This is a genomic window from Acinetobacter sp. UBA3106 (genome assembly GCA_002365595.1).
GTDB lineage: Bacteria > Pseudomonadota > Gammaproteobacteria > Pseudomonadales > Moraxellaceae > Acinetobacter.
The window spans coordinates 58,633-79,596 of the sequence record DFAM01000011.1 but is presented as its reverse complement, the minus strand read 5'-3'; the positions used below and the strand labels follow the sequence as shown (position 1 = coordinate 79,596).

The window sequence follows — 20,964 nt, the reverse complement described above, 5'->3', positions numbered from 1 at the left end:
ATTTTATGAGTTTTTTGTTTTAAAAAATATGCTCAATATAAAGGTTGAGTCTTTCTTTTGAACTTAAATCGTTCTTTTTCGTTCATTACCTCAAAAACTTTTCCTGTTGCAGGATGAGTAAAAAAATTATTTTCATTTAAATCAATAATTTTTTCCGTAATCACTATTTTGGGTAAGGGCAACCAGATTAAACCTGCTTGATTTAAAATCTTTTCAAAAACCTGTTCAACAATTATTTTAGTGCCACAGGCGCTCTTCGCAGTGACCTCTTTTAGAATCAGAATTTTAGGCATTTTTTCGCTCTTATTATGATTTAGCCTAACAAATTAAAGAAAAACACCTTCAAAAGGTGTTTAATTTATGTTTGCATATGTATTTAAATACATGTTTTACGTAAGTAATTTTAAATAAATTAAAATATCAATTTTATTATAAGAATCCCATTTATATGAGCTTAATAATAGAAATTTATACTCTATCTTTTTATGTAAAAAAATTTTTAAAAAATCTCTTTTTCCGACTAACCATGCAGCTGTTTATACGCCCAAGAAAGGAATTCATTTTTATTTCTTAAAGAGGGTGCCAGCTGAATATTCACGATTTCTCGACTTCCAAATTTACCAATCAATTTAGAAGAGGAATCTAATCGTATATCTTTTTGATCATCTTCATGAATAACCGAAAAAAAATCCAACATAAGATCCAGCTCGCCTTTAGTTTTAAATTCTGGTCTCTCAGCGATAAAATTATATACTTGCTGTAACAGGTGAAAACTTGCCGTATTTTTCATTTCGATTAGTCCAGACATGATTTAATCACGTTCAATATAACTTGAAATAATAAGTAAATTAATTAGGCTATTTGTTATGCAATTGTTAATTATTTTTTATAAAAATTTATTTATTTTTCAAAAAAATACTCTATAAATTTATGGTCAGCATATTATCAATAAGCATATTCAGCTTGATGTTTTAATATTAATTTCATGGATGAGTGTCTAAATAAAAATTTTCTTCAGCATGAATATGAGAAATTGATGAGATGAAAAACTGAATCTATTAATTCAGAAACTAATAAAATTTAACTAATTGATAAATTTAATAAAAAATAAAAAATTAGCCTAGTGCAATAGACAAAAGTTCGATTATTGAATTGCTTTCGACATTTGTTGAAGCTAAAAACGCTTTTGTTCAATTCTCCAATCACTAAGCATGAATGACTCGACATAATATTTCATACAGCTTTGTCGTTGTTAAACATATACTCAATATATGAATCTATATTTCTTTTTCTACTTGCTCCCATCAGCTTTACAGTTCAAATGAAATGTTTCACTGATTTCAACAAGCTTTTAGATATTAGTTACATTATTATTGATACTATCAAAGCTCCAATAAACTTTAGCATATTTGGTATTTACTTAAGGAAATCTGCATGTTCCAGTGGTTTGAAAAACTCGTCAATCCTTATCCATCCAAAGGTTTAAACGAACCACTTCCGACCCGTTTTTTTCCTTTTGTCTGGCAAGCCGCCCATGGGGTACGTCCTTATTTGTTGTTACTGGTCCTCTTTACTGCAGGTGCTGCAAGTTTTGAAGCCTTTCTTTACTCAAAAATTGGTGATCTGGTTAACTGGTTAAGCAAGAGCCAGCCTGAAACTTTTTTAGCCGAACATACGCAAAATTTGACCATTTTGACCTGTATTTTATTGGCCAATATTCTATTTGCCAGCATGCAGTCCATTATCAAACACCAGATTTTATACAGTACTTTTCCCATGCGTTTACGCTGGCGCTTCCATAATTTACTGTTACAGCAAAGCCTGGATTTTTTTCACAATGACTTTGCCGGGCGTTTATCGGCCAAAGTTATGCAAACCTCGCTTGCAGTACGTGAGTTTTGGGTAATTTTAGGTGACATGCTGGCTTATGTGCTAATTTACTTTGTCACCATCAGTTTTGTGCTGGGGTCAATTTCCCCCCTACTAATTTTGCCTCTGCTGCTTTGGCTGGTGCTGTTTATTTCTGCTGCCTGCTTTTTTATTCCACGTTTAAGCCGGATTTCAAGTCAACAGGCCGATGCCCGGGCAGTGATGACCGGTCGTGTTACGGATGCCTATACCAATATTCAAACCGTTAAATTATTTGCCCATGCTGGCCGTGAAAGTAAGTATGCCAAAGAGTCCATGCAAGACTTTATGATCACGGTGTATAAACAGATGCGTCTGGGCGCCCAGTACGAAATCAGCATAAATTTATTGAGTGTGGTTTTATATGTCGGGGTTTTAGGTACCGCTATTTGGCTCTGGATTAATGGTCAGGCGGAACTCGGTATTATTGCAGCAACGACTGCCATGATTTTAAAGCTCAACAGTATTGCCGAGTTTATGATGTGGCAATCTTCTGCCCTGTTTGAAAATGTCGGTACCATTCAAGATGGCATGAAGACTTTAGGCCGTCCGATTCATATTCAAGACAAAATCGAAGCTCAACCTTTACAGGTCCAGCATGGTGAAATCAAATTTGAAGATGTCAGCTTTGCTTATCAGAATAAAAATGTGATTGATCATTTTAATTTAACCATTAAACCGGGTGAAAAAATTGGCATTGTCGGGCGTTCTGGTGCAGGAAAATCCACACTGATTCAACTGTTACTACATTTTTATGATATCAACCAAGGTCGTATTTCGATCGATAGCCAAAATATTCAAGATGTGACTCAGGACAGTCTGCGTAAAAATATTGCTTTTGTGACTCAAGATACCTCTTTGTTACATCGCACCGTGGCCGAAAATATTAAATACGGTCGTCCCGATGCAACAGATGAAGATATGTTTGAAGCGGTGCGTAAGGCCAAGGCGGAAGACTTTATTCCACAGCTTACTGATTTGCGTGGTAAAACCGGATATGAAGCCTATGTCGGTGAACGCGGTGTAAAACTGTCTGGTGGTCAACGTCAGCGTATTGCGATTGCCCGGGTATTTTTAAAAGATGCTCCTATCCTGATTTTAGATGAAGCCACCAGTGCGTTAGATTCTGAAGTTGAAGCGGCCATCCAGTCCAGTCTGGATGAACTGATGCAAGGCAAAACCGTCATTGCCATCGCGCATCGATTATCCACCATTGCGCAAATGGATCGTCTGGTGGTTCTAGATGAAGGCAGAATTGTAGAGCAAGGTACGCATGATGAACTGGTTGCATTAGGCGGTATTTATGCACATTTGTGGCAACGACAAACCGGTAGTTTTTTAATAGAACAACAGGCATTGAAGAAAAAGGAAGCGCATTAATGCTGTATTTAGAAGATATAAACGTCGGCGATCGTTTCATTAGCCGTGAATATGAAATGACCTTGGAAGAAATCAAGCAATTTGCGCATGTGTATGATCCTCAGGTTTTTCATACCGATGAAGATCAGGCCAAAGAGCATCCGGTTTTTCAGGGTATTGCTGCCAGTGGTTGGCACACCTGTGCAGTGACCATGCGTTTATGGACAGAGTGTTTTCCGGTCGCTTATGGTCTGATTGGTTCGGAATCGAGCCTTCGCTGGCCACGTCCAACCCGTCCTGGCGATAAGATTCATGTGGAAGTGGAAATTGTGGCAATTACGCCATCAAAAAGTAAAACTGACCGCGCTATAGTCAGTTATGTAACCCAGGCATTCAATCAGAATCATGATGTATTACTTATTTCCACCACTAAAATTTTGGTTTTTAAAAAAGAATACAAGCCTGACTAAGATTCGGGCTTTCAAAGTATTGTCGAACAATTTTAACAAGTTACGTTTTCAATTCATGCCAATATGGTACCGACAAATAGAAAAACGAATAAATGCAATGGATGGCGCATGAAAACGATTTCTCCAAGACAGGATCAAGGAATACCAGGTGTTTATGGACTGCTGCTGTTAGATGTAGTGTCGCGTTGGGGCTATACTGCTGAAGCACTGTTTACTCCTTTTCACTTAAACAGTGAACAATTGGCAGATCCCAACTTTCGTATTCCGACGCCCGTTGCCAATGAGCTGGTCAAGCATGCACTACGCCTAACCGGTGAACCGACTCTGGGTTTCCATTTAGGAACCCAGATGCGTATCTCGATTCATGGCTTTATTGGCTATGCCATTATGACCGCGCACGATATTACCGATGCCTTGATCCTGGCGAACCGCTTTATTCAGCTGCGTCTGCCATTTTTACAGCTTTATTTTTCTACTTTTGGTGAAAAAGCCACGCTACAGTTGCAATGTGATTTTGACCTTGAACCCCTGCGGACTGAAATTGCCATTGCCCTGACCTTTGGTATTATCACCATGGCCAAAGCCCTGACCGGTTGTGAAGATCTCTCTGGTGAGATTGATTTTGATTTTCCCAAACCGCCCGGTTTTGAACGCTATATGGCAAAATTCCCATCGCATCAGTTCCGTTTTGAACAGCCGCATTTGCTTTCCAGTTTTGATAAAAAATATCTCGGTTTAAAGATGGTCAATGCTGACCCGATTGCCAGCCAGATTGCGATTAACCAATGTGAAGCCGAATTGTCTGCCTTGGGTGAGCGCCGTCGCCTGGCCATGCGGGTACGTGATATTTTGACCAATTCAGAGCAGCATTATTTAAGCATCGAAAACGTTGCAGATCGTCTGCATATGTCCGATCGGACTTTAAAACGTCAATTGGCTGCCGAAGGTACTTCCTTCTCAACCCTCGTGGATGAAGTGCGCTATCGTCATGCGACTTCCCTGCTTTCACGTACTGATTACACCCTTGAGCAGATTGCCGATGAAATTGGCTATAGCGATGTGGCCAATTTCAGCCGTGCTTTTAAACGCTGGAGTGGACGTAGTCCAAGCAATTGGCGTAAAGATCCTTATCTATAAACTTTTGTTTTTATCAAAAAACATGTATAAAACATGGCAAAAATGATTTGAATATTTTAAAGGAGTCATCCATGAATCACCCTTCAGAGTTAAAGTACGCCACTACGCACGAATGGGTCAAAGTTGAAGGTGATCTGGTTATTACCGGTATTTCTGACCATGCACAGGATGCTTTGGGTGATCTGGTCTATGTTGAAGCACCAGAAGTGGGTCAACAAATCACTGCTGGTGAACAGGCTGGTGTAGTTGAGTCGGTTAAAACTGCTTCAGACATCCATGCACCTGTTTCAGGTGAAGTGGTTGAAGTGAATTCAGCACTTGAAGATGATCCTGATTTTGTCAATGATGACCCGTATGGCAAGGGCTGGATTTATAAAATCAAGCCTAACAATATGGCGGATGTCGAAAAATTACTTTCAAGCAGTGAATATGAAGCAGGTTTATAATCCTGTTTTAAATAAAAAAATCAGTCTTTAGGGGCTGATTTTTTTATTTCGGATAATTTTAATTAAAAAAATCATTATAAATTCACAATATGATATTAAGACCCAATAAAAACACTCTTATTTATTAAACTATTCTATTATATTCTTACACTGCTGTACTTTTTGGGAATATTCTTCTAGAATTAACCCCAGCCAACGATAAGCTGACTTATCTTCAATTACAAAAAATAATTTATAACTAAAAAAATAATGAGCTCGATAAGCCTCTTTAGTCGTCTTTTTCTTATAAATTTAGGTAAATCATGACTCCAGTAAATACACAACAGTTATGGAATAAATCCTTTATTCTGTGTCTGGCCAATAACTTGTTTTTATTTATCTTTTATTTTGCCCAAACCACTATCCTACCGATTTATATTTTAAAAAACCTGCATGGAACTTTAGCTCAGGCAGGTCTGGCCATGACGCTATTTATGGCATCCTCGATTGCTGTTCGCCCCTTTAGTGGTTTAATTATTGAAAAAATCGGACGCAAAAAAGCCCTTTATATTTCAGAGACTTTATTCTGTCTTTTTTCATTTGCCTATATTTTTGCAGATAGTCTGAACCTACTTTTGGCCATTCGGCTGTTGCATGGGATTTGGTTCAGTATTTTAACCACGGTAGCGGTTCCTATTGCCAATGACTTTATTCCTGCACAGCGTAAAGGTGAAGGTATGGGCTATTTTGTCATGTCTATTAATTTAGGGATTGTGTTGGGGCCTTTAATCGGTTTGACGCTTATTCAACAACTTTCTTATCCGACCGTTACTGCGATTCTGGCTGCCCTTATTTGTCTGGGCTTTATCTTTTGCTTCCTGATTCCAATTCAAGCAATACCAAAAATGCAGGCCAAACCTGTTAAGCGTAAATTATCCATTCATGACTTTGTTGAAAAGAAGGCTTTGCCCGTTTCGGTTATGGCCATGATCATCTCTTTTTCTTATGCCAGCATTATGTCGTTTATTTCAACCTTTGCAGAGTCAAAAAATTTACTGGCTTATGCCAGTTTATTTTTCGTGGTTTTTGCCATTTCTATGATGAGTTTAAGACCCATCACTGGGAAAATTTATGATCGCAAAGGCGCAAATTACGTGGTTTATCCTGCTATTGCATTATTTTCAATTGGACTGATGGTATTAAGCCAAGTCAATACAGTAACCGGATTGATGCTGGCTGCGATATTTGTCGGTATGGGCTTTGGTTCAGCTCAACCCTGTTTACAAACAATTTCCATTCAGCGCTCACCAAAAGACCGAATTGGACATGCAACTTCAACCTTTTTTACCTTTTACGATATTGGTATCGCAATTGGTTCGATCTTGTTAGGGATGGTGATCGCTAATCAAGGTTATCGTTTTACCTATCTCATGTGTGCGGTGATCACGGCACTTAGTTTGGTATTTTATAAGTTGTTCATCGATCAACCGAAGTCTGTATAATTCTAAATAATTGAATCAATAAAATAGGCATTATCTGGTAGGAATGAATGCCTATTTTTTATAAAAAGATGTAGTTGAATTAAGAGGCTTCTTGGTCAGACTGAGCTTGACCGTCTTCCGGAGCTTTATCTTGCACCATACTGAATGATGTAGCTGATCCTGGCACCGTTTCATCCTTGCGGTTACTTTTCAGTTTAATCTGCAAGCGCAATTCATTCATTGAATCGGCATTCCGCAAGGCTTCTTCATAACTGATCGCACCTTCATTATATAAATCATATAAAGCCTGATCGAAAGTTTGCATACCCAATTCACGGGATTTTCTCATAATTTCTTTGAGTTCATGAAAATGGCCTTTCAGAATAAGATCGCCAATTAATGGCGTATTCAGCAGAATTTCAATCGCTGCACGACGTCCGCGTCCATCCTGAGTTCGTACCAAACGCTGGGAAATAATAGCTTTCATGTTTGAAGATAAGTCCATCAATAATTGATTGCGACGTTCTTCCGGGAAAAAGTTAATGATACGATCTAGCGCCTGGTTGGCATTGTTGGCATGTAACGTCCCTAAACACAAATGTCCGGTTTCGGCAAAGGCAATGGCGTGTTCCATGGTTTCGGTATCGCGGATTTCACCAATCAAAATCACATCAGGTGCCTGACGCAAAGTATTTTTCAAGGCATTGTGCCATGAATGGCTATCGACGCCGACCTCACGGTGGGTAATCATCGATTTCTTATGCTTATGCACATATTCCACCGGATCTTCAACAGTAATGATATGTCCGGCAGAATTTTCATTACGGTGATCAATCATGGCAGCTAAAGAAGTCGACTTACCCGAGCCGGTTGCACCGACTACAAGTACCAGACCACGTTTTGCCATCATCACATGTTTTAAGGATTCAGGAAGTTGGAGCTGGGTAAAATTTGGAATTTCTGCGGTAATGGTTCGAATCACCATACCGACCTGTAACTGCTGCTGAAAGACATTAATACGAAAACGCGAAACATTGGGCACGCTAATGGCAAAGTTACATTCCAGCTCGCTTTCAAACTCAAGCCGTTGTTTCTCGTTCATTAGACTATAAGCAAACAGTTTGGTCTTGTCTGCAGTCAAGGCCTGTTGACCAATGGGTTTCATCAAACCCTGATGTTTAATGCTGGGTGGAAAATCTGCTGAAATGAAGAGATCCGAGCCGCCGTATTCCACTACCTTGGTCAGCATATGGAACATTATTTTACGTGCTTCTTCCAGTAATTCCGTACTATACATATTTTCCCCGATCATGCGAAAATGCATGAATTTTAATAGCAGGCTATGCCTATATATTTTGATTTTATTGTGCAGCGTTTTTTTTAAAGCCTCAAATAAATTTGGTCCATAAAGAAAATATTTTTAGATAATTATGTGACTTATTTCAAAAAAAATAAAAATAACAGGACATGATTAATTTTTTAAGCTTTGGCATTCAAAAAAAATATTTGTATAGGAAGTAATATTCAGTAATTAGGAAATGAGGGTTAAGGAGATATTATTCTTCACTCCTTTTCATTCAACATCACAAATAAAAAATTTAAATAAGTGGCCAAAAGCTATTTTTACTTTCAGCCCCTCGCGTATTCATCACCCACTATTTTTCAGCTGACTTTCAATTTGCTTAAAGAGTCATGCATTAATGAGTAGAAATTTTATGAGAACTGGATTGCTCGAGTATGGATATTTGCCCGCGTTCTGCCTGTAAAACCGGATTGATGCGACTACTCTTTAACTTGATCTGCAGGCGCAGTTCATTACTTGAATCTGCATTACGCAAAGCTTCTTCATGAGAAATAACGCCTTGATTGTATAAATCAAAAAGTGCCTGATCAAAGGTTTGCATCCCCAGTTCACGCGAGCGCGCCATAATGGTTTTTAACTCATAAAATTCACCTTTACGGATCAGGTCAGACACCAAAGGGGTATTTTGCAATATTTCAACCGCAGCACGACGACCTTTGCCATCCTCTGTTCGGATCAGGCGCTGGGAAATCACAGCTTTCATATTGGCAGATAAATCCATCAGCAGCTGGTTACGGCGTTCTTCGGGGAAAAAGTTGATAATGCGATCTAGGGCTTGGTCTGCATTATTGGAATGCAGCGTGGCAAGACACAGGTGTCCTGATTCGGCAAAGGCAATCGCTTGCTCCATGCTATCTGTATCCCGAATTTCACCAATGACGATGACATCTGGAGCCTGACGCATCGTGTTAACGAGTGCGTTATGCCAGGAGATACAATCAACCCCAATCTCTCGCTGTGTAATCATCGACTTTTTATGCTGGTAAACATATTCCACAGGATCTTCGATGGTAATAATATGCCCCTCAGTGTGAGTATTACGGTAATCAACCATGGCCGCCAGCGTAGTAGATTTTCCGACACCCGTCGCGCCAACAATCAGAACCAGTCCTCGTTTTTCCATAATCACCTGTTGCAGCGAGTTTGGTAATCCTAATTGCTGAAAGCTTGGTATATCGGTAGTAATTGTTCGGATCACCATGCCTACATTGTGCTGTTGCTGAAACACATTAACCCGGAAACGTGAAATACCCGGCACACTCATACCGAAATTACATTCCATGACCGATTCAAATTCCTGGATCTGCCTGGTATTCATCAAGGCATAGGCAAATAAACGAGTTTTATCCGCCGTCAGTTTTTGCTGACCAAAAGGCTTCATCAAACCCTGCTGTTTGATACTCGGTGGAAAGTCTGCTGTAATAAAAAGATCTGAACCACCATATTCAACCACTTTGGTCAACATGTGGTGCATCAATCTACGTGCTTCATCGAGCAATTCAGGGCTATACATATCGGGATTCCTGAGATCATCACCCCGCCAGCCACATAAAACGGTTCGGGTTTGACCTCTAATAAATTATTGTTATTGTTTATTTTTTAAATCAGTTATTATTTTATTAAATTTTTAAAATTATTTTAATAATCATTATCCTGCATTTCAAAATACTTAATGCACTGCATTAAACATCCGTATAGATTCTGCTTATCAGTTTGACCTGATACCGTCTTTCCCCAATGGATTGAGGAAAGACCTAACCTTAAACTTAAGCACTACGCTTTAAACTTTGCAGTCGCAGTGAATCAGTTATATTTAACAACAGTTGTTCTGTTTTTGTCCAGCCCAGACATCCATCTGTCACCGACTGGCCATAAGTCATATCACAGGAAATCTTTTGCTGACCATCAACCAGATGACTTTCCAGCATTATCCCACGAGCATGGCTTTGCGAACGCTCAGCGACAATGGTACGCAGTACTTCTGGCTGTAAAAGCGGATTTTTGTGGCTATTGCCATGACTGCAGTCAATCACCAAAGCCGGTAATTCACCTTTGCATTTTTCTTTGATCTTTTCAATTTCAGCCAACTGATAATTAGGGCCTGAATTTGCACCGCGTAAAATCAGATGGGCTTTTGGATTACCGTTTGATTGTAAAATACAAGGCAAGCCAGATTGACTCATGCCTAAGAATTGATGGGGATGCGATGCAGAATGGATGGCATCCAGTGCAATTTGAATGGAGCCATCCGTGCCATTTTTGAAACCGATGCTATATGGCATATGGCTGGAAATTTCACGGTGAATTTGAGATTCACTGGTCCGTGCGCCAATCGCTCCCCAAGCCAGTAAATCGTCGAAATATGCGGTTGCCATTGGACTTAAAATTTCCGCAGCAATTGGTAAGCCCATTTCAATAATTTGAAGATATAACTCACGTGATTTTTCTAGCCCCAACTGCATATCCGATGAACCATCTAAATTTGGGTCATACAGGAAACCTTTCCAGCCAACAGTGGTACGTGGTTTTTCAATATAGGCACGCATAACCAGGAAAATCTGATCTGCTACTTGGCTTTGTAATTGTTGTAATTTTTCAGCATATTCAAGTGCAGCAACGGGATCGTGAATTGAGCATGGGCCTGTGATAATCATCAAACGATGGTCTTTGCCATCTAAAATGTTTTGAATGATTTGACGCTGCTCAGTAATTTGCTGCGCCAGCTTATTTGATAAAGGCAATTGCGCCTTCAATTGATGCGGCAAAGTTAAAAGGGTTTCTTTTGCAGTTGTTTGAGTTTGTTGTAAAGCAGTATTTAAAGCATTCATTGGTCTTTCCTGGGGACTTCAATCAGTCCAATCTTTTATTTGAGTGTTATGGGTCTAATGGATTGCGTCATCATTTGATTAAAGTAAAACCAATAAAAATTGCTAAAGTATGAATAATTAAATGTTTTCATGAGATAACTCCAAAAATGTATAAAAAAATAAGATATAAAAAAACCTGATCAGGGTTGCCGATCAGGTTATAAACTTGGTGGGCAACCTTTTCTTGCCCGAACGCATTCAGGCAATTATCTAAATTGCCAAAAATAATAAGTTGCGTTTGAGAGTACAGGTTGCTTTAACATCTTTATTTCTTCAAAAAAGTATGCGTCTTGAAATTAAAATACGCTGTATTGCTGGGTTTGACAATAGTTTTATTTAAAATAAAAATACATCAATCATTAAACTTTTGCTTATATATTGTTTAAAAACCCGCCTTCATGGCTGAAGTGGGATCTGTTTTAAAAAAACTTGTTAAACCCTCTTCTCATTTATTTCGAGTTATCCCTGCATCATTTCGCTAAATTATTTTTTATTCGATCATTTTTCAATTTCTCCACTACTCCTATAGAAATTTAATTTATATAAATAACAAACAGATAAATCAATTTTAAACTTTTAAAAAAAATTATATTTACAAAAATAAACAATTATTGGCTGAGTAAATGCATCAAAAAACTCAAAACAATATTTTATATATATCCTTACTTTATGTTATATGATGGATTGATTTAGTCTGAAAATTACGTAATTCGTAATTAGTTTATGTATTGAATAATTAATGGACCACCGTATGATGTGAAAATAAATCAAATTTATCGTATAAGGTTTGCTCTGAAACGAAGGACTGTAACGATAAATAAAGGATGAGACAAACGGATTTGTCATAAAAATTGAACTGATTGATATGATTTTTCTCGTTTGTTTAAAAGTGAATATTTTAAAAAACAGGCAATAGGATTGCTTTAAGAAAATGAGGACGTTGTATGAATAAGCTAGCAAACCCTTTAGAACTTTGTGGATTTGAGTTTATTGAATTCGTATCTAAAGATGGCGATCTAGATGAAATTTTTCAAACGATCGGTTTTAGCAAAGTTGCCAAGCATAAATCTAAAAATGTGTATTTATGGCGTCAAGGCAATATTAATATCATTCTCAATTATCAACCAGAATCTTATGCCGCATTTTTCTTTAAAGAACATGGCCCTTCTGCATGTGCAATGGGCTTTAGAACCAAAGATGCAGCCAAAGCCTTTAATAAAGCCATTGAATTAGGTGCAGAGCCGATTTATTCAAAAATCGGCCCAATGGAACTGAATATTCCGGCAATTAAAGGGATTGGTGGCTCACCTATTTTCCTGGTCGATCGAGATATTTATCAAAGCGACTTCATCTTCTTTAATGACGTTAATTCTCATCCGGTAGGAACGGGGTTAAAAGAAATCGACCATTTAACTCATAATGTTTATAAAGGCCGTATGCAATATTGGTCAGATTTTTATGAAAGAATCTTTAATTTTCAGGAAATTCGCTATTTCGATATTAAAGGTGAATATACCGGTTTAACCTCTAAAGCCCTCACCGCGCCTGATGGAAAAATCCGTATTCCATTGAATGAGGATTCCGACAAAGGTAATGGCCAAATTGCTGAATTTTTAAGTGATTTTAATGGTGAAGGCATTCAGCATATTGCTTTTATTACCGATGACCTGATTGGCACCTGGGATAAATTAAAAGCCTTGGGCGCCAAATTTATGACACCGCCACCAAATACTTATTACGAAATGCTGCAAGAGCGTTTGCCAAATCATGGTGAACCGACTGATGAATTGCAAAAGCGTGGCATTCTGCTGGATGGCAATACCCAAAATGAAGACAAGCGTTTGTTATTGCAAATTTTCTCTGAAAATATGCTGGGTCCGGTATTTTTCGAATTTATTCAACGCAAAGACGATGACGGTTTCGGTGAAGGCAACTTCAAGGCCTTGTTTGAATCTATTGAACGCGACCAGATTAAACGCGGCGTCCTGGATATTTCAAAAGCTTAATTTCAGCTCAATCTTTTCATTAACGTTGTAATAATTTTTCATGCACACACCTGCTGTGTGCATGAAAAATTTATATCTCAATGAAATGATTTTAATCATATTTCTGATACTGCTCTGATGATTGAATAAAACAAGAATGAAATAGAATTGCATTCATCAAAATAGAGCACTATCTCAGCATGGATGAAGATAGAAAATGCAGCAAATTGAACAAGGAAACCTGAAAAAAGGTTTAAGTAATCGTCATATCCAGCTGATTGCACTGGGTGGCTCTATTGGCACCGGACTATTTCTCGGTATTGCACAAACTATTAAGCTTGCGGGTCCATCAGTCATTTTAGGTTATGCCATAGCCGGGCTGATTGCTTTTTTAATGATGCGGCAATTGGGTGAAATGATTGTAGAAGAACCGGTGAGCGGCTCGTTTAGTCATTTTGCTTATAAATACTGGGGTAAATTTGCCGGCTTTATGTCGGGATGGAATTACTGGGTATTGAATATTTTGGTCTGCATGGCCGAACTGAGTGCAATTGGCCTTTACATTCATTATTGGTGGCCTGAAATTCCAACCTGGGTTTCAGCCCTAGGCTTCTTTATTTTTATTAATGTGATTAACCTTTTACACGTCAAACTATTTGGTGAAATGGAATTCTGGTTAGCCATTATTAAAGTCTTGGCCATCATCGCCATGATTGCCTTTGGCAGTTATTTACTTGCAAGTGGCAGTGGTGGTACACAGTCCAGTATGCAAAACCTATGGGAATTAGGTGGATTTTTCCCGAATGGTGTCATGGGATTGGTTATGGCCATGGCGATGATCATGTTTGCATTTGGTGGGATTGAACTGGTCGGAATTGCGGCTGCGGAAACCGATAATCCGCAAAAAACCTTACCCAAAGCTGTTAACCAAATTGTTTATCGGGTGCTCTTATTTTATATCTTGAGTCTGGTGATTATCTTGTCACTGTATCCTTGGAATCAAATGGCACAAGGCGGCAGCCCTTTTGTCCTTATTTTTGATTCTTTGGGTAGTCAAACGGTCGCGACGATTTTAAATTTTGTAGTGCTGACTGCGGCTGTTTCTGTCTATAACAGTACCAATTATTGTACCAGCCGTATGTTGTTGGGCTTGGCACAACAAGGCAATGCACCTAAATTTTTGTGTAAAATTAATCGTCGTGGCATTCCATTCAATGCCGTCATGGTCTCTGCATTTTTTACTTTAATCTGTGTGCTCATCAATTACCTGTTTCCAGAAAAAGCCTTTAACTTGCTGATGATGCTGGTGGTTGCCGCAATTGTAATTAACTGGGTGGTTATTTCATATACGCATTTAAAATTCAAAAAACACATGCTAGCCATGAATGCTTCAACCCAGTTTCCGAGCATTGCCTACCCTTTTACCAATTATGTCTGCATTATTTTTATGTGCGGTATTTTGCTGATTATGAGTCAGACTCCCGATATGCGTATTGCGGTCCTGATGATTCCGGTCTGGATTTCAGTACTGCTGATTGCCTATTTCTTTAAAAATAAAAAAATACCGGACCACGAGTTAGCTTTAAAAGATAAAATGCGTTCTATACCGAAGGCTTGATTTGTTTTACTTCCTATAACAAAGGATATATTCATGTTCCAACATGTTGATAATTATGCAGGTGATCCGATTCTTTCTTTGATGGAAGAGTTTGCTAAAGATGAACGCGCGCAAAAAGTGAATTTAAGTATTGGGCTTTATTACAATGAGGACAATATTGTGCCTCAACTTAAAGCGGTTAAAGTAGCGTATAAAAATATTGAAGCAAGCAATGAACAGGTCAAGCTGTATTTACCAATGGATGGTTTAAAGTCTTATAACCAAGCCACTCAAGCTCTGGTATTGGGAGAAAACAGTCCAGCACGCCGTGATGGGCGTGCGGTCACCATCCAGACTTTAGGCGGTTCTGGCGCACTGAAAGTCGGTGCTGATTTCTTGAAAAAATATTTTCCTGAATCTGATGTCTGGGTCAGCCAGCCGACTTGGGAAAACCACATTGCCATTTTTAATGGTGCCGGCATTCACTCGCACTTCTATCCTTATTTTGATGCAGCCACCAATGGCGTCAATGTACCAGCGATGCTGGAAAAATTGAGCGAGCTACCGGCAAAAAGCATTGTGTTGTTACATCCGTGTTGCCATAACCCGACGGGTGCAGACTTAGTTCCTGCTGAATGGGATCAGGTCATTGAAATCCTGAAAAAACAGGATCTGATTCCCTTTCTGGATATTGCTTATCAAGGTTTTGGTCAAGGACTAGAGGAAGATGCTTATGCCATTCGTGCTCTAGACCAAGCAGGCATGAATTTTATTATTAGCAATTCATTCTCTAAAATTTTCTCGCTATATGGTGAACGTGTTGGTGGCTTAACTTTTGTCTGTGATGATCCGAGCACTGCACAAAAAGTGTTAGGACAATTAAAAGCAACAGTACGCCGTATTTACTCAAGCCCATCTACGACCGGTGCCTTGCTAGTGGAGAATGTACTGAATGATGCTGATCTGACTGCACAGTGGCAAGCTGAACTGCAAGAAATGCGGGAACGGATTATTAAAATGCGTCACATTTTAAAAGATAAACTCAGCCTAGCCTTACCAGAGCGTGACTTTAGCTATTTGGTAAAACAGCAAGGCATGTTTAGCTATACTGGCCTGACTGCTGAACAGGTCGATATCCTAAAAGATCAATATGGTATTTACCTGGTGCGTAGTGGCCGTATGTGCGCTGCGGGTCTGAATTTAAACAATATTGATTATGTGGCAGAAGCTATAGCTGAAGTGATTAAGGCTACAGGCTAAATGCAACTGAAATAAAAAAACGGGCCATTAGCCCGTTTTTTTATTTTGAAGACAATTAATCTTCAAAATGCACCACTGAACGAATCGATTTACCTTCATGCATTAAATCAAAGGCTTCATTGATTTTGTCTAGTCCCATGGTATGCGTTACAAAAGGTTCAAGTTGAATATCACCTTTCATGGCTTCTTCTACCATCCCCGGCAGTTGTGAACGACCTTTCACGCCACCAAAAGCAGTGCCTTTCCAGGTACGGCCGGTAACCAGCTGGAATGGACGGGTCGAGATTTCCTGACCTGCACCCGCGACCCCAATAATGATCGATTGTCCCCAGCCACGATGAGCACATTCCAGTGCAGAACGCATCACATTGGTATTGCCAATACATTCAAAAGAATGATCCACGCCCCAGCCGGTTTTTTCAACAATCACTTCCTGAATCGGTTTGTCATAATCTTTCGGATTTAAAAATTCTGTCGCACCAAACTGTTCAGCCAGTTTGAATTTTTCAGGATTGGTATCAATCGCAATAATACGGCTGGCTTTGGCTTTCTTGGCACCTTGCACCACAGCCAGACCAATACCACCCAGTCCAAATACGGCTACGGTATCGCCTTCCTGAACTTTAGCGGTATTTTTCACCGCACCCAGACCTGTGGTTACGCCACAACCGAGCAAACACACATGCTCATGATTCGCTTCAGGGTTAATTTTTGCCAAAGACACTTCAGCGACCACGGTATATTCACTGAATGTTGAACAACCCATATAGTGGTAAATCGGCTGACCATTATAAGAAAAACGGGTGGTTCCATCCGGCATCAAGCCTTTGCCTTGGGTTGCGCGAACAGCCACACACAGGTTGGTTTTGCCCGATTTACAGAATAAACATTCGCCACATTCTGCGGTATACAGTGGAATAACGTGATCACCCGGTTTAACACTGGTCACGCCTTCACCGACTTCAACCACAACCCCTGCACCTTCATGGCCCAATACTGCAGGAAACACACCTTCAGGATCATCACCCGATAAAGTAAAAGCATCAGTATGACAGACGCCCGTATGGCTAATTTTCACCAAAACCTCACCTGCTTTGGGCGGAGCAACATCAATTTCAACAATTTCGAGCGGTTGACCTGGATCGAATGCGACGGCAGCACGTGATTTCATGAATGATTCATCCTTTGTTTGGTTCTTTAACAGATGAGCTACAGTAACCTCTTTTTATTGTCCGATTCAACCTATAACATGATGATAATATGTACTTATAACTTTATGACTTCATAATAATTATGCAGATTAAACCATTCATGCGTACTATGATGTTTGCTTTTGCAATTTTTACACTAACGGGGTGCAGCTTACCGATGAATGAATCCAAAAAGCAGTCTCCGATTCAGGTTCATGCCGAGCACTGGTTAAATGGTTCTAATGTTGATGCACAAATTATCCAAGGCTTAACTGCCTATCTTGCTTTAGATGATGCTTTTATCAGTATTGCCTCAAGGCTGCATCTGATTAATAAAGCACAATATAATATCGATTTACAGTACTACATCTGGGAAGATGACTCGATTGGTCACCTGATGCTGGCTGAATTGCTCAAAGCCGCAGATCGTGGAGTAAAAATCCGTTTATTGATTGATGACCAGAACGGTTCCCAACTCGATGCAACCTTAAAACAACTGGCACAGCATCCCAATTTTGAAATTAAAATCTTTAATCCTTACACCTATAGAGCCAGAAAATTGCGCGTGTTTGATTATGTTTTTCGTTTCAAGCAGATCAATCACCGTATGCACAATAAACTGATTATTGCCGATGGTGCCATAGCAGTGACCGGTGGCCGCAATATCAGCCGTGAATACTTTGAAGCCAGTGAAAATTTTCAGTTTACCGATATGGATATTCTGTTTTATGGCACTGCCGTGAAGCATGCCAACAAGGTTTTTCATGACTTTTGGTATGATGATTTAAGTTATCCAGTCCCATTGTTACTAGGTAAAAGTCGTCCAGAACAACTGGCCAAATTACGTAAATATTATGAATTGACTGCCTTACAAAAAGATCAACTCAAAAAGCGGATCGAACTGGCTGAAAAACAGATCAATGAACATCTAAAAGATCGTCCGATTAATTGGGCAAAAGCACATTTTGTTGCCGACTCTCCGGATAAAATTCGGCGTCAATCATCTCATGATCAAATGATTTATCGTCAGATCTTCCAGATTACGGGAGAACCGAAACAGCATCTGGAACTGGTATCTGCCTATTTTGTACCTACACAGAAAGGTATGGATTATTTAACCGGTTTAGTTAAAAAAGGCGTAAATATCCGGATACTCACCAATTCATTCCTTGCCAATGACGTTCCTGTAGTGCATGCCTTTTATAGACAATATCGCCATGATTTACTAAAAAATGGGATAAAACTCTATGAATTTAAGCCGTATATAGAGCGTAATAAACGCACCTGGTATGAGGTGGTGACGGGGAACGTTATTCCAGCTAAGGGCAAAAATGCCTCCAGTTTGCATGCCAAGTTTTTTGATATAAATGGCATGGCATTTATTGGTTCTGCTAATTTTGACCCTCGTTCCGCCAATTTAAATAGCGAAGTGGGACTGGTAGTTGAATCTGATGTGTTACAAGAACAAATTTCGAACGCTTTAGATAAATATTTACCGCAAATTACCTATGAACTCAAACTGAATCCACAGGATGAAGTCATTTGGCTAGAGCATCATAAAGATGGAACCTACACAGAATATTCAGAAGATCCTGAATCGACTAGATTTCAACGTTATGCCATGCAAGTGGCGTCATATTTCCCAGTTGAATGGATGATGTAATGACAGCTGAATGACATTGAGTTATGCAAAACTTTTTATAGTGAAAGCTCCACTGAAATCCGGCTTGCTGCAAGTAAATGATCACATAATAAATAGCTGACACCTGCTTCCAATAATTTACTTTTGCAGTTTGATATATTCACGTGATTGACCCACTGCTGTGCATCTTTTAGATGATTTAAAGTAATGAGGCTTGGTCGTTTAAGTGATATTGCTGTGAGGACTTATAAGAGATTGAATCTGATTTATACATATTTTAGATCAATCAACACAATGATTTTACTCATTTCCTGATTTGCTTTAACATTCTCTTTTTCGAGTATTTAACTCCGCTCTCCCCATCGTGATCTTTTGTAATGCAATTTTTTGATTTAAGTCGTCAATTTAATTTAAGTGATATTTTAACGCCCTATAAAACCCTTGAGGATTTAGGTACTCAAGACTGGTTTTTATCTAAAGTTCGTGTTGAGCATGATTGCCAGACCGATTCTGACTTGATCGAAGGTCAGGCCGTTTTAAAATCCAATCAGAATGTGCAGCTGGAACTGGAATGGCTGATTCAGGATACCGGATTTGAACTGCAAGTACTGTTTAAAGGCGTTGAAACCGAAGCGAGTGAAGAAACACTGGTGATGGTTAAGGGTGCAAAACTGATTGATGCCAATCAACAGGTCATTTCTGCACAAGCTTTAAGCCTTTGGATTGATGGAACCTTGTTGCCAATGTTGCCGAATATCCGTAAAGAAATTAAAGCTCGTTTAAATTTGTGGGACTACGTAGAATATGATGGATAAAACTTGAGTTAGTGCTGACTCAGCTTAAATGACCACACTGGAATAGGTTCTGATAGCATTTTCCAGTACATCAAAGACTTTTTTATCAATACATTGAGCCACATTAAAACGCATGAATTGCCCGGCTTGTTCAGACGGACTGAATGAATTTCCCGGCGCCAATATAATGCCTTGTTGCAGACATATCTTGGAAAGTTTTGAAGCCTCAATATGTGAGGGTAATCTGCACCATAAAAATATGCCTGCTTTAGGGACAATCCAAGGATGAATATCCAAATGAGCAAGCTTTTGAATGGTTTCATTAGTGGCTTTTATCAATTGTTTTTTTAACCAATCCAAATGTTTGGGATAACTGCTATCCATCAGCGACTGATAAATAATTTCCGCGTTCAGATTACTATTACTGAAATGTATGGCGATCTTTAAATCAATCAATTTCTCAATTTTATCTATATCGCTCAGAATATATCCGCAACGTACTGCTGCTGAAAGCGTTTTGGTAAAACTGCCAATCTGAATCACATGGGAAAGCCCAGCGAGTGCCGCATATCGGGGAGCCGGTAAATATTCAAAATCAGCAAAGATTTCATCTTCAATAATTATCATATTGGCCTGTTCAGCCATTCTGGCAATTTGATAAGCCGTCGCTAATGAAAGCGTTGCTCCTGTAGGATTATGAATTCCTGAATTAGTCAAATATATTTTTGGTTTTAACTGTAGAGCCTGTGCAAAATGTTCAAGATCCGGTCCATGTTCAGTAAAAGGTATCGCGACTGCACGTAAATGATGCGCTTTAATGAGTGCCTGAAAATTGAAATAACATGGGTCATCCAGCAAAACAATATCACCCGGCTGCAATAATAATCTGAAAATTAAATCAATCGATTGAGTGGCTGAATCAGTCAGCAAAATCTGATTGGGATGAATTTTTAAATCATCATTTTCCTTTTTACGGGCCAAATATTGTCTTAAAGCCAAATGTCCATGCGGAGGCGCATAATCAATTAAAGGTGATTCTTGTGATTTTGCCACTATTTTTAAGGCTTTGCGCAACGTCTGTTCAGGCATCCATTCTGCGGGCAACCAGCCACAGCCCGGCTTGAGCATGGCATTTTTAGCTTCTAAAGACTGTCTGGAAATCCACAGTGGATCAATTTCCCTGTCATATTGAATGTTTTGTTCAATATTCATGTGTTGGACCGGCTTGCCAAGAATGTAATAACCTGCCCCTGCCCGGGATTCAATCATCCCTTCTGCTAGCAACCGTGCATAGGCTTCCACAATGGTTGAAACCGAGTAATTTAATTGCTGGGCGTACTGTCGAACTGAAGGCAAACGTGAGCCGGCTATCAAAGTCTTGTTCTTTATATTCTGTTTGATGAGCTGAATTACAATTTCAATTTTAGTTTTTGTCATTAACGCATTCCCGAACAGTCAAACTGTACTGCTCAATTTAGCATAACAG

General features: G+C 39.1%; 17 protein-coding genes. 10 read left to right on the top strand and 7 right to left on the bottom strand.

What is annotated here, in order from left to right; translation table 11 throughout:
- Positions 1-32: 32 nt before the first annotated feature.
- Both B4C48_RS05015 and B4C48_RS05010 read right to left on the bottom strand, forming a co-directional pair.
- On the bottom strand, positions 33-293 hold the full coding sequence (locus B4C48_RS05015; RefSeq protein WP_291354512.1) for a hypothetical protein: 261 nt from the start codon (positions 291-293) through the stop codon (positions 33-35).
- A gap of 227 nt (positions 294-520) precedes the next feature.
- Positions 521-808: a hypothetical protein gene (locus B4C48_RS05010; protein ID WP_291354511.1), complete on the bottom strand. Its 288-nt coding sequence runs from the start codon at positions 806-808 to the stop codon at positions 521-523.
- A gap of 626 nt (positions 809-1,434) precedes the next feature.
- Here B4C48_RS05010 and B4C48_RS05005 point away from each other — a divergent pair.
- From B4C48_RS05005 to B4C48_RS04985, 5 genes are all read left to right on the top strand, one after another.
- Positions 1,435-3,288, top strand: a complete 1,854-nt coding sequence (locus tag B4C48_RS05005) for an ABC transporter ATP-binding protein (RefSeq protein WP_291354510.1) — start codon at positions 1,435-1,437, stop codon at positions 3,286-3,288.
- Entirely contained in the window at positions 3,288-3,737 is a 450-nt protein-coding gene (locus B4C48_RS05000) for a MaoC family dehydratase (RefSeq protein ID WP_291354509.1), read from the top strand. The genes B4C48_RS05005 and B4C48_RS05000 overlap by 1 nt, the downstream gene beginning before the upstream one ends.
- Positions 3,738-3,845: 108 nt before the next feature.
- The gene (locus B4C48_RS04995) at positions 3,846-4,874 is read left to right on the top strand and encodes a helix-turn-helix transcriptional regulator (RefSeq protein ID WP_291354508.1); all 1,029 of its coding nucleotides are present in this window, start codon (positions 3,846-3,848) and stop codon (positions 4,872-4,874) included.
- A gap of 71 nt (positions 4,875-4,945) precedes the next feature.
- A complete protein-coding gene (gcvH, locus tag B4C48_RS04990) occupies positions 4,946-5,320 on the top strand; it encodes a glycine cleavage system protein GcvH (RefSeq protein WP_086175697.1) in 375 nt (124 codons plus the stop codon).
- Positions 5,321-5,622: 302 nt separating this feature from the next.
- The gene (locus B4C48_RS04985; RefSeq protein ID WP_291354507.1) at positions 5,623-6,801 is read left to right on the top strand and encodes an MFS transporter; all 1,179 of its coding nucleotides are present in this window, start codon (positions 5,623-5,625) and stop codon (positions 6,799-6,801) included.
- Between the two features lie 79 nt (positions 6,802-6,880).
- On the opposite strand, the gene B4C48_RS04980 is transcribed toward B4C48_RS04985, so the two are convergent.
- The 3 genes from B4C48_RS04980 to B4C48_RS04970 all read right to left on the bottom strand — a co-directional run bounded on the left by B4C48_RS04980 (position 6,881) and on the right by B4C48_RS04970 (position 10,971).
- A complete protein-coding gene (locus B4C48_RS04980; RefSeq protein ID WP_291354506.1) occupies positions 6,881-8,077 on the bottom strand; it encodes a PilT/PilU family type 4a pilus ATPase in 1,197 nt (398 codons plus the stop codon).
- Positions 8,078-8,477: 400 nt separating this feature from the next.
- Positions 8,478-9,656 carry a PilT/PilU family type 4a pilus ATPase gene (locus B4C48_RS04975; protein ID WP_291354505.1) on the bottom strand — a complete coding sequence of 393 codons (1,179 nt, stop codon included), beginning with the start codon at positions 9,654-9,656 and terminating at the stop codon, positions 8,478-8,480.
- Between the two features lie 253 nt (positions 9,657-9,909).
- Complete coding sequence (locus tag B4C48_RS04970) at positions 9,910-10,971, bottom strand: 3-deoxy-7-phosphoheptulonate synthase (protein WP_291354504.1); 1,062 nt, start codon at positions 10,969-10,971, stop codon at positions 9,910-9,912.
- Positions 10,972-11,954: 983 nt separating this feature from the next.
- Between B4C48_RS04970 and hppD the strand changes: the two genes are divergently transcribed.
- The 3 genes from hppD to B4C48_RS04955 all read left to right on the top strand — a co-directional run bounded on the left by hppD (position 11,955) and on the right by B4C48_RS04955 (position 15,852).
- Positions 11,955-13,016, top strand: coding sequence for a 4-hydroxyphenylpyruvate dioxygenase (gene hppD, locus B4C48_RS04965; RefSeq protein ID WP_291354503.1), 1,062 nt, complete (start codon positions 11,955-11,957; stop codon positions 13,014-13,016).
- Positions 13,017-13,212: 196 nt separating this feature from the next.
- A complete protein-coding gene (locus tag B4C48_RS04960) occupies positions 13,213-14,613 on the top strand; it encodes an amino acid permease (RefSeq protein ID WP_291354502.1) in 1,401 nt (466 codons plus the stop codon).
- Positions 14,614-14,646: 33 nt separating this feature from the next.
- Positions 14,647-15,852: an aromatic amino acid transaminase gene (locus B4C48_RS04955; RefSeq protein ID WP_291354501.1), complete on the top strand. Its 1,206-nt coding sequence runs from the start codon at positions 14,647-14,649 to the stop codon at positions 15,850-15,852.
- Positions 15,853-15,907: 55 nt separating this feature from the next.
- On the opposite strand, the gene B4C48_RS04950 is transcribed toward B4C48_RS04955, so the two are convergent.
- Complete coding sequence (locus tag B4C48_RS04950) at positions 15,908-17,023, bottom strand: S-(hydroxymethyl)glutathione dehydrogenase/class III alcohol dehydrogenase (RefSeq protein WP_291354500.1); 1,116 nt, start codon at positions 17,021-17,023, stop codon at positions 15,908-15,910.
- Between the two features lie 122 nt (positions 17,024-17,145).
- Here B4C48_RS04950 and B4C48_RS04945 point away from each other — a divergent pair, with 122 nt between their 5' ends.
- Both B4C48_RS04945 and B4C48_RS04940 read left to right on the top strand, forming a co-directional pair.
- A complete protein-coding gene (locus B4C48_RS04945) occupies positions 17,146-18,705 on the top strand; it encodes a phospholipase D family protein (protein ID WP_291354499.1) in 1,560 nt (519 codons plus the stop codon).
- A 356-nt stretch (positions 18,706-19,061) separates the two neighbouring features.
- Positions 19,062-19,499 (top strand): hypothetical protein, encoded by a 438-nt coding sequence (locus B4C48_RS04940; protein WP_291354498.1) that lies wholly within the window; start codon positions 19,062-19,064, stop codon positions 19,497-19,499.
- 24 nt (positions 19,500-19,523) lie between these two features.
- Here B4C48_RS04940 and B4C48_RS04935 read toward each other — a convergent pair whose 3' ends face one another.
- On the bottom strand, positions 19,524-20,915 hold the full coding sequence (locus B4C48_RS04935) for a PLP-dependent aminotransferase family protein (protein WP_291354497.1): 1,392 nt from the start codon (positions 20,913-20,915) through the stop codon (positions 19,524-19,526).
- Positions 20,916-20,964: the final 49 nt, after the last annotated feature.

What these genes read in the sequence shown, in the direction of transcription:
- B4C48_RS05015 (WP_291354512.1), bottom strand. Translation starts at nt 293, where the DNA reads ATGCCTAAAATTCTGATTCTAAAAGAGGTCACTGCGAAGAGCGCCTGT.
- B4C48_RS05010 (WP_291354511.1), bottom strand. Translation starts at nt 808, where the DNA reads ATGTCTGGACTAATCGAAATGAAAAATACGGCAAGTTTTCACCTGTTA.
- B4C48_RS05005 (WP_291354510.1), top strand. Translation starts at nt 1,435, where the DNA reads ATGTTCCAGTGGTTTGAAAAACTCGTCAATCCTTATCCATCCAAAGGT.
- B4C48_RS05000 (WP_291354509.1), top strand. Translation starts at nt 3,288, where the DNA reads ATGCTGTATTTAGAAGATATAAACGTCGGCGATCGTTTCATTAGCCGT.
- B4C48_RS04995 (WP_291354508.1), top strand. Translation starts at nt 3,846, where the DNA reads ATGAAAACGATTTCTCCAAGACAGGATCAAGGAATACCAGGTGTTTAT.
- gcvH (WP_086175697.1), top strand. Translation starts at nt 4,946, where the DNA reads ATGAATCACCCTTCAGAGTTAAAGTACGCCACTACGCACGAATGGGTC.
- B4C48_RS04985 (WP_291354507.1), top strand. Translation starts at nt 5,623, where the DNA reads ATGACTCCAGTAAATACACAACAGTTATGGAATAAATCCTTTATTCTG.
- B4C48_RS04980 (WP_291354506.1), bottom strand. Translation starts at nt 8,077, where the DNA reads ATGTATAGTACGGAATTACTGGAAGAAGCACGTAAAATAATGTTCCAT.
- B4C48_RS04975 (WP_291354505.1), bottom strand. Translation starts at nt 9,656, where the DNA reads ATGTATAGCCCTGAATTGCTCGATGAAGCACGTAGATTGATGCACCAC.
- B4C48_RS04970 (WP_291354504.1), bottom strand. Translation starts at nt 10,971, where the DNA reads ATGAATGCTTTAAATACTGCTTTACAACAAACTCAAACAACTGCAAAA.
- hppD (WP_291354503.1), top strand. Translation starts at nt 11,955, where the DNA reads ATGAATAAGCTAGCAAACCCTTTAGAACTTTGTGGATTTGAGTTTATT.
- B4C48_RS04960 (WP_291354502.1), top strand. Translation starts at nt 13,213, where the DNA reads ATGCAGCAAATTGAACAAGGAAACCTGAAAAAAGGTTTAAGTAATCGT.
- B4C48_RS04955 (WP_291354501.1), top strand. Translation starts at nt 14,647, where the DNA reads ATGTTCCAACATGTTGATAATTATGCAGGTGATCCGATTCTTTCTTTG.
- B4C48_RS04950 (WP_291354500.1), bottom strand. Translation starts at nt 17,023, where the DNA reads ATGAAATCACGTGCTGCCGTCGCATTCGATCCAGGTCAACCGCTCGAA.
- B4C48_RS04945 (WP_291354499.1), top strand. Translation starts at nt 17,146, where the DNA reads ATGCAGATTAAACCATTCATGCGTACTATGATGTTTGCTTTTGCAATT.
- B4C48_RS04940 (WP_291354498.1), top strand. Translation starts at nt 19,062, where the DNA reads ATGCAATTTTTTGATTTAAGTCGTCAATTTAATTTAAGTGATATTTTA.
- B4C48_RS04935 (WP_291354497.1), bottom strand. Translation starts at nt 20,915, where the DNA reads ATGACAAAAACTAAAATTGAAATTGTAATTCAGCTCATCAAACAGAAT.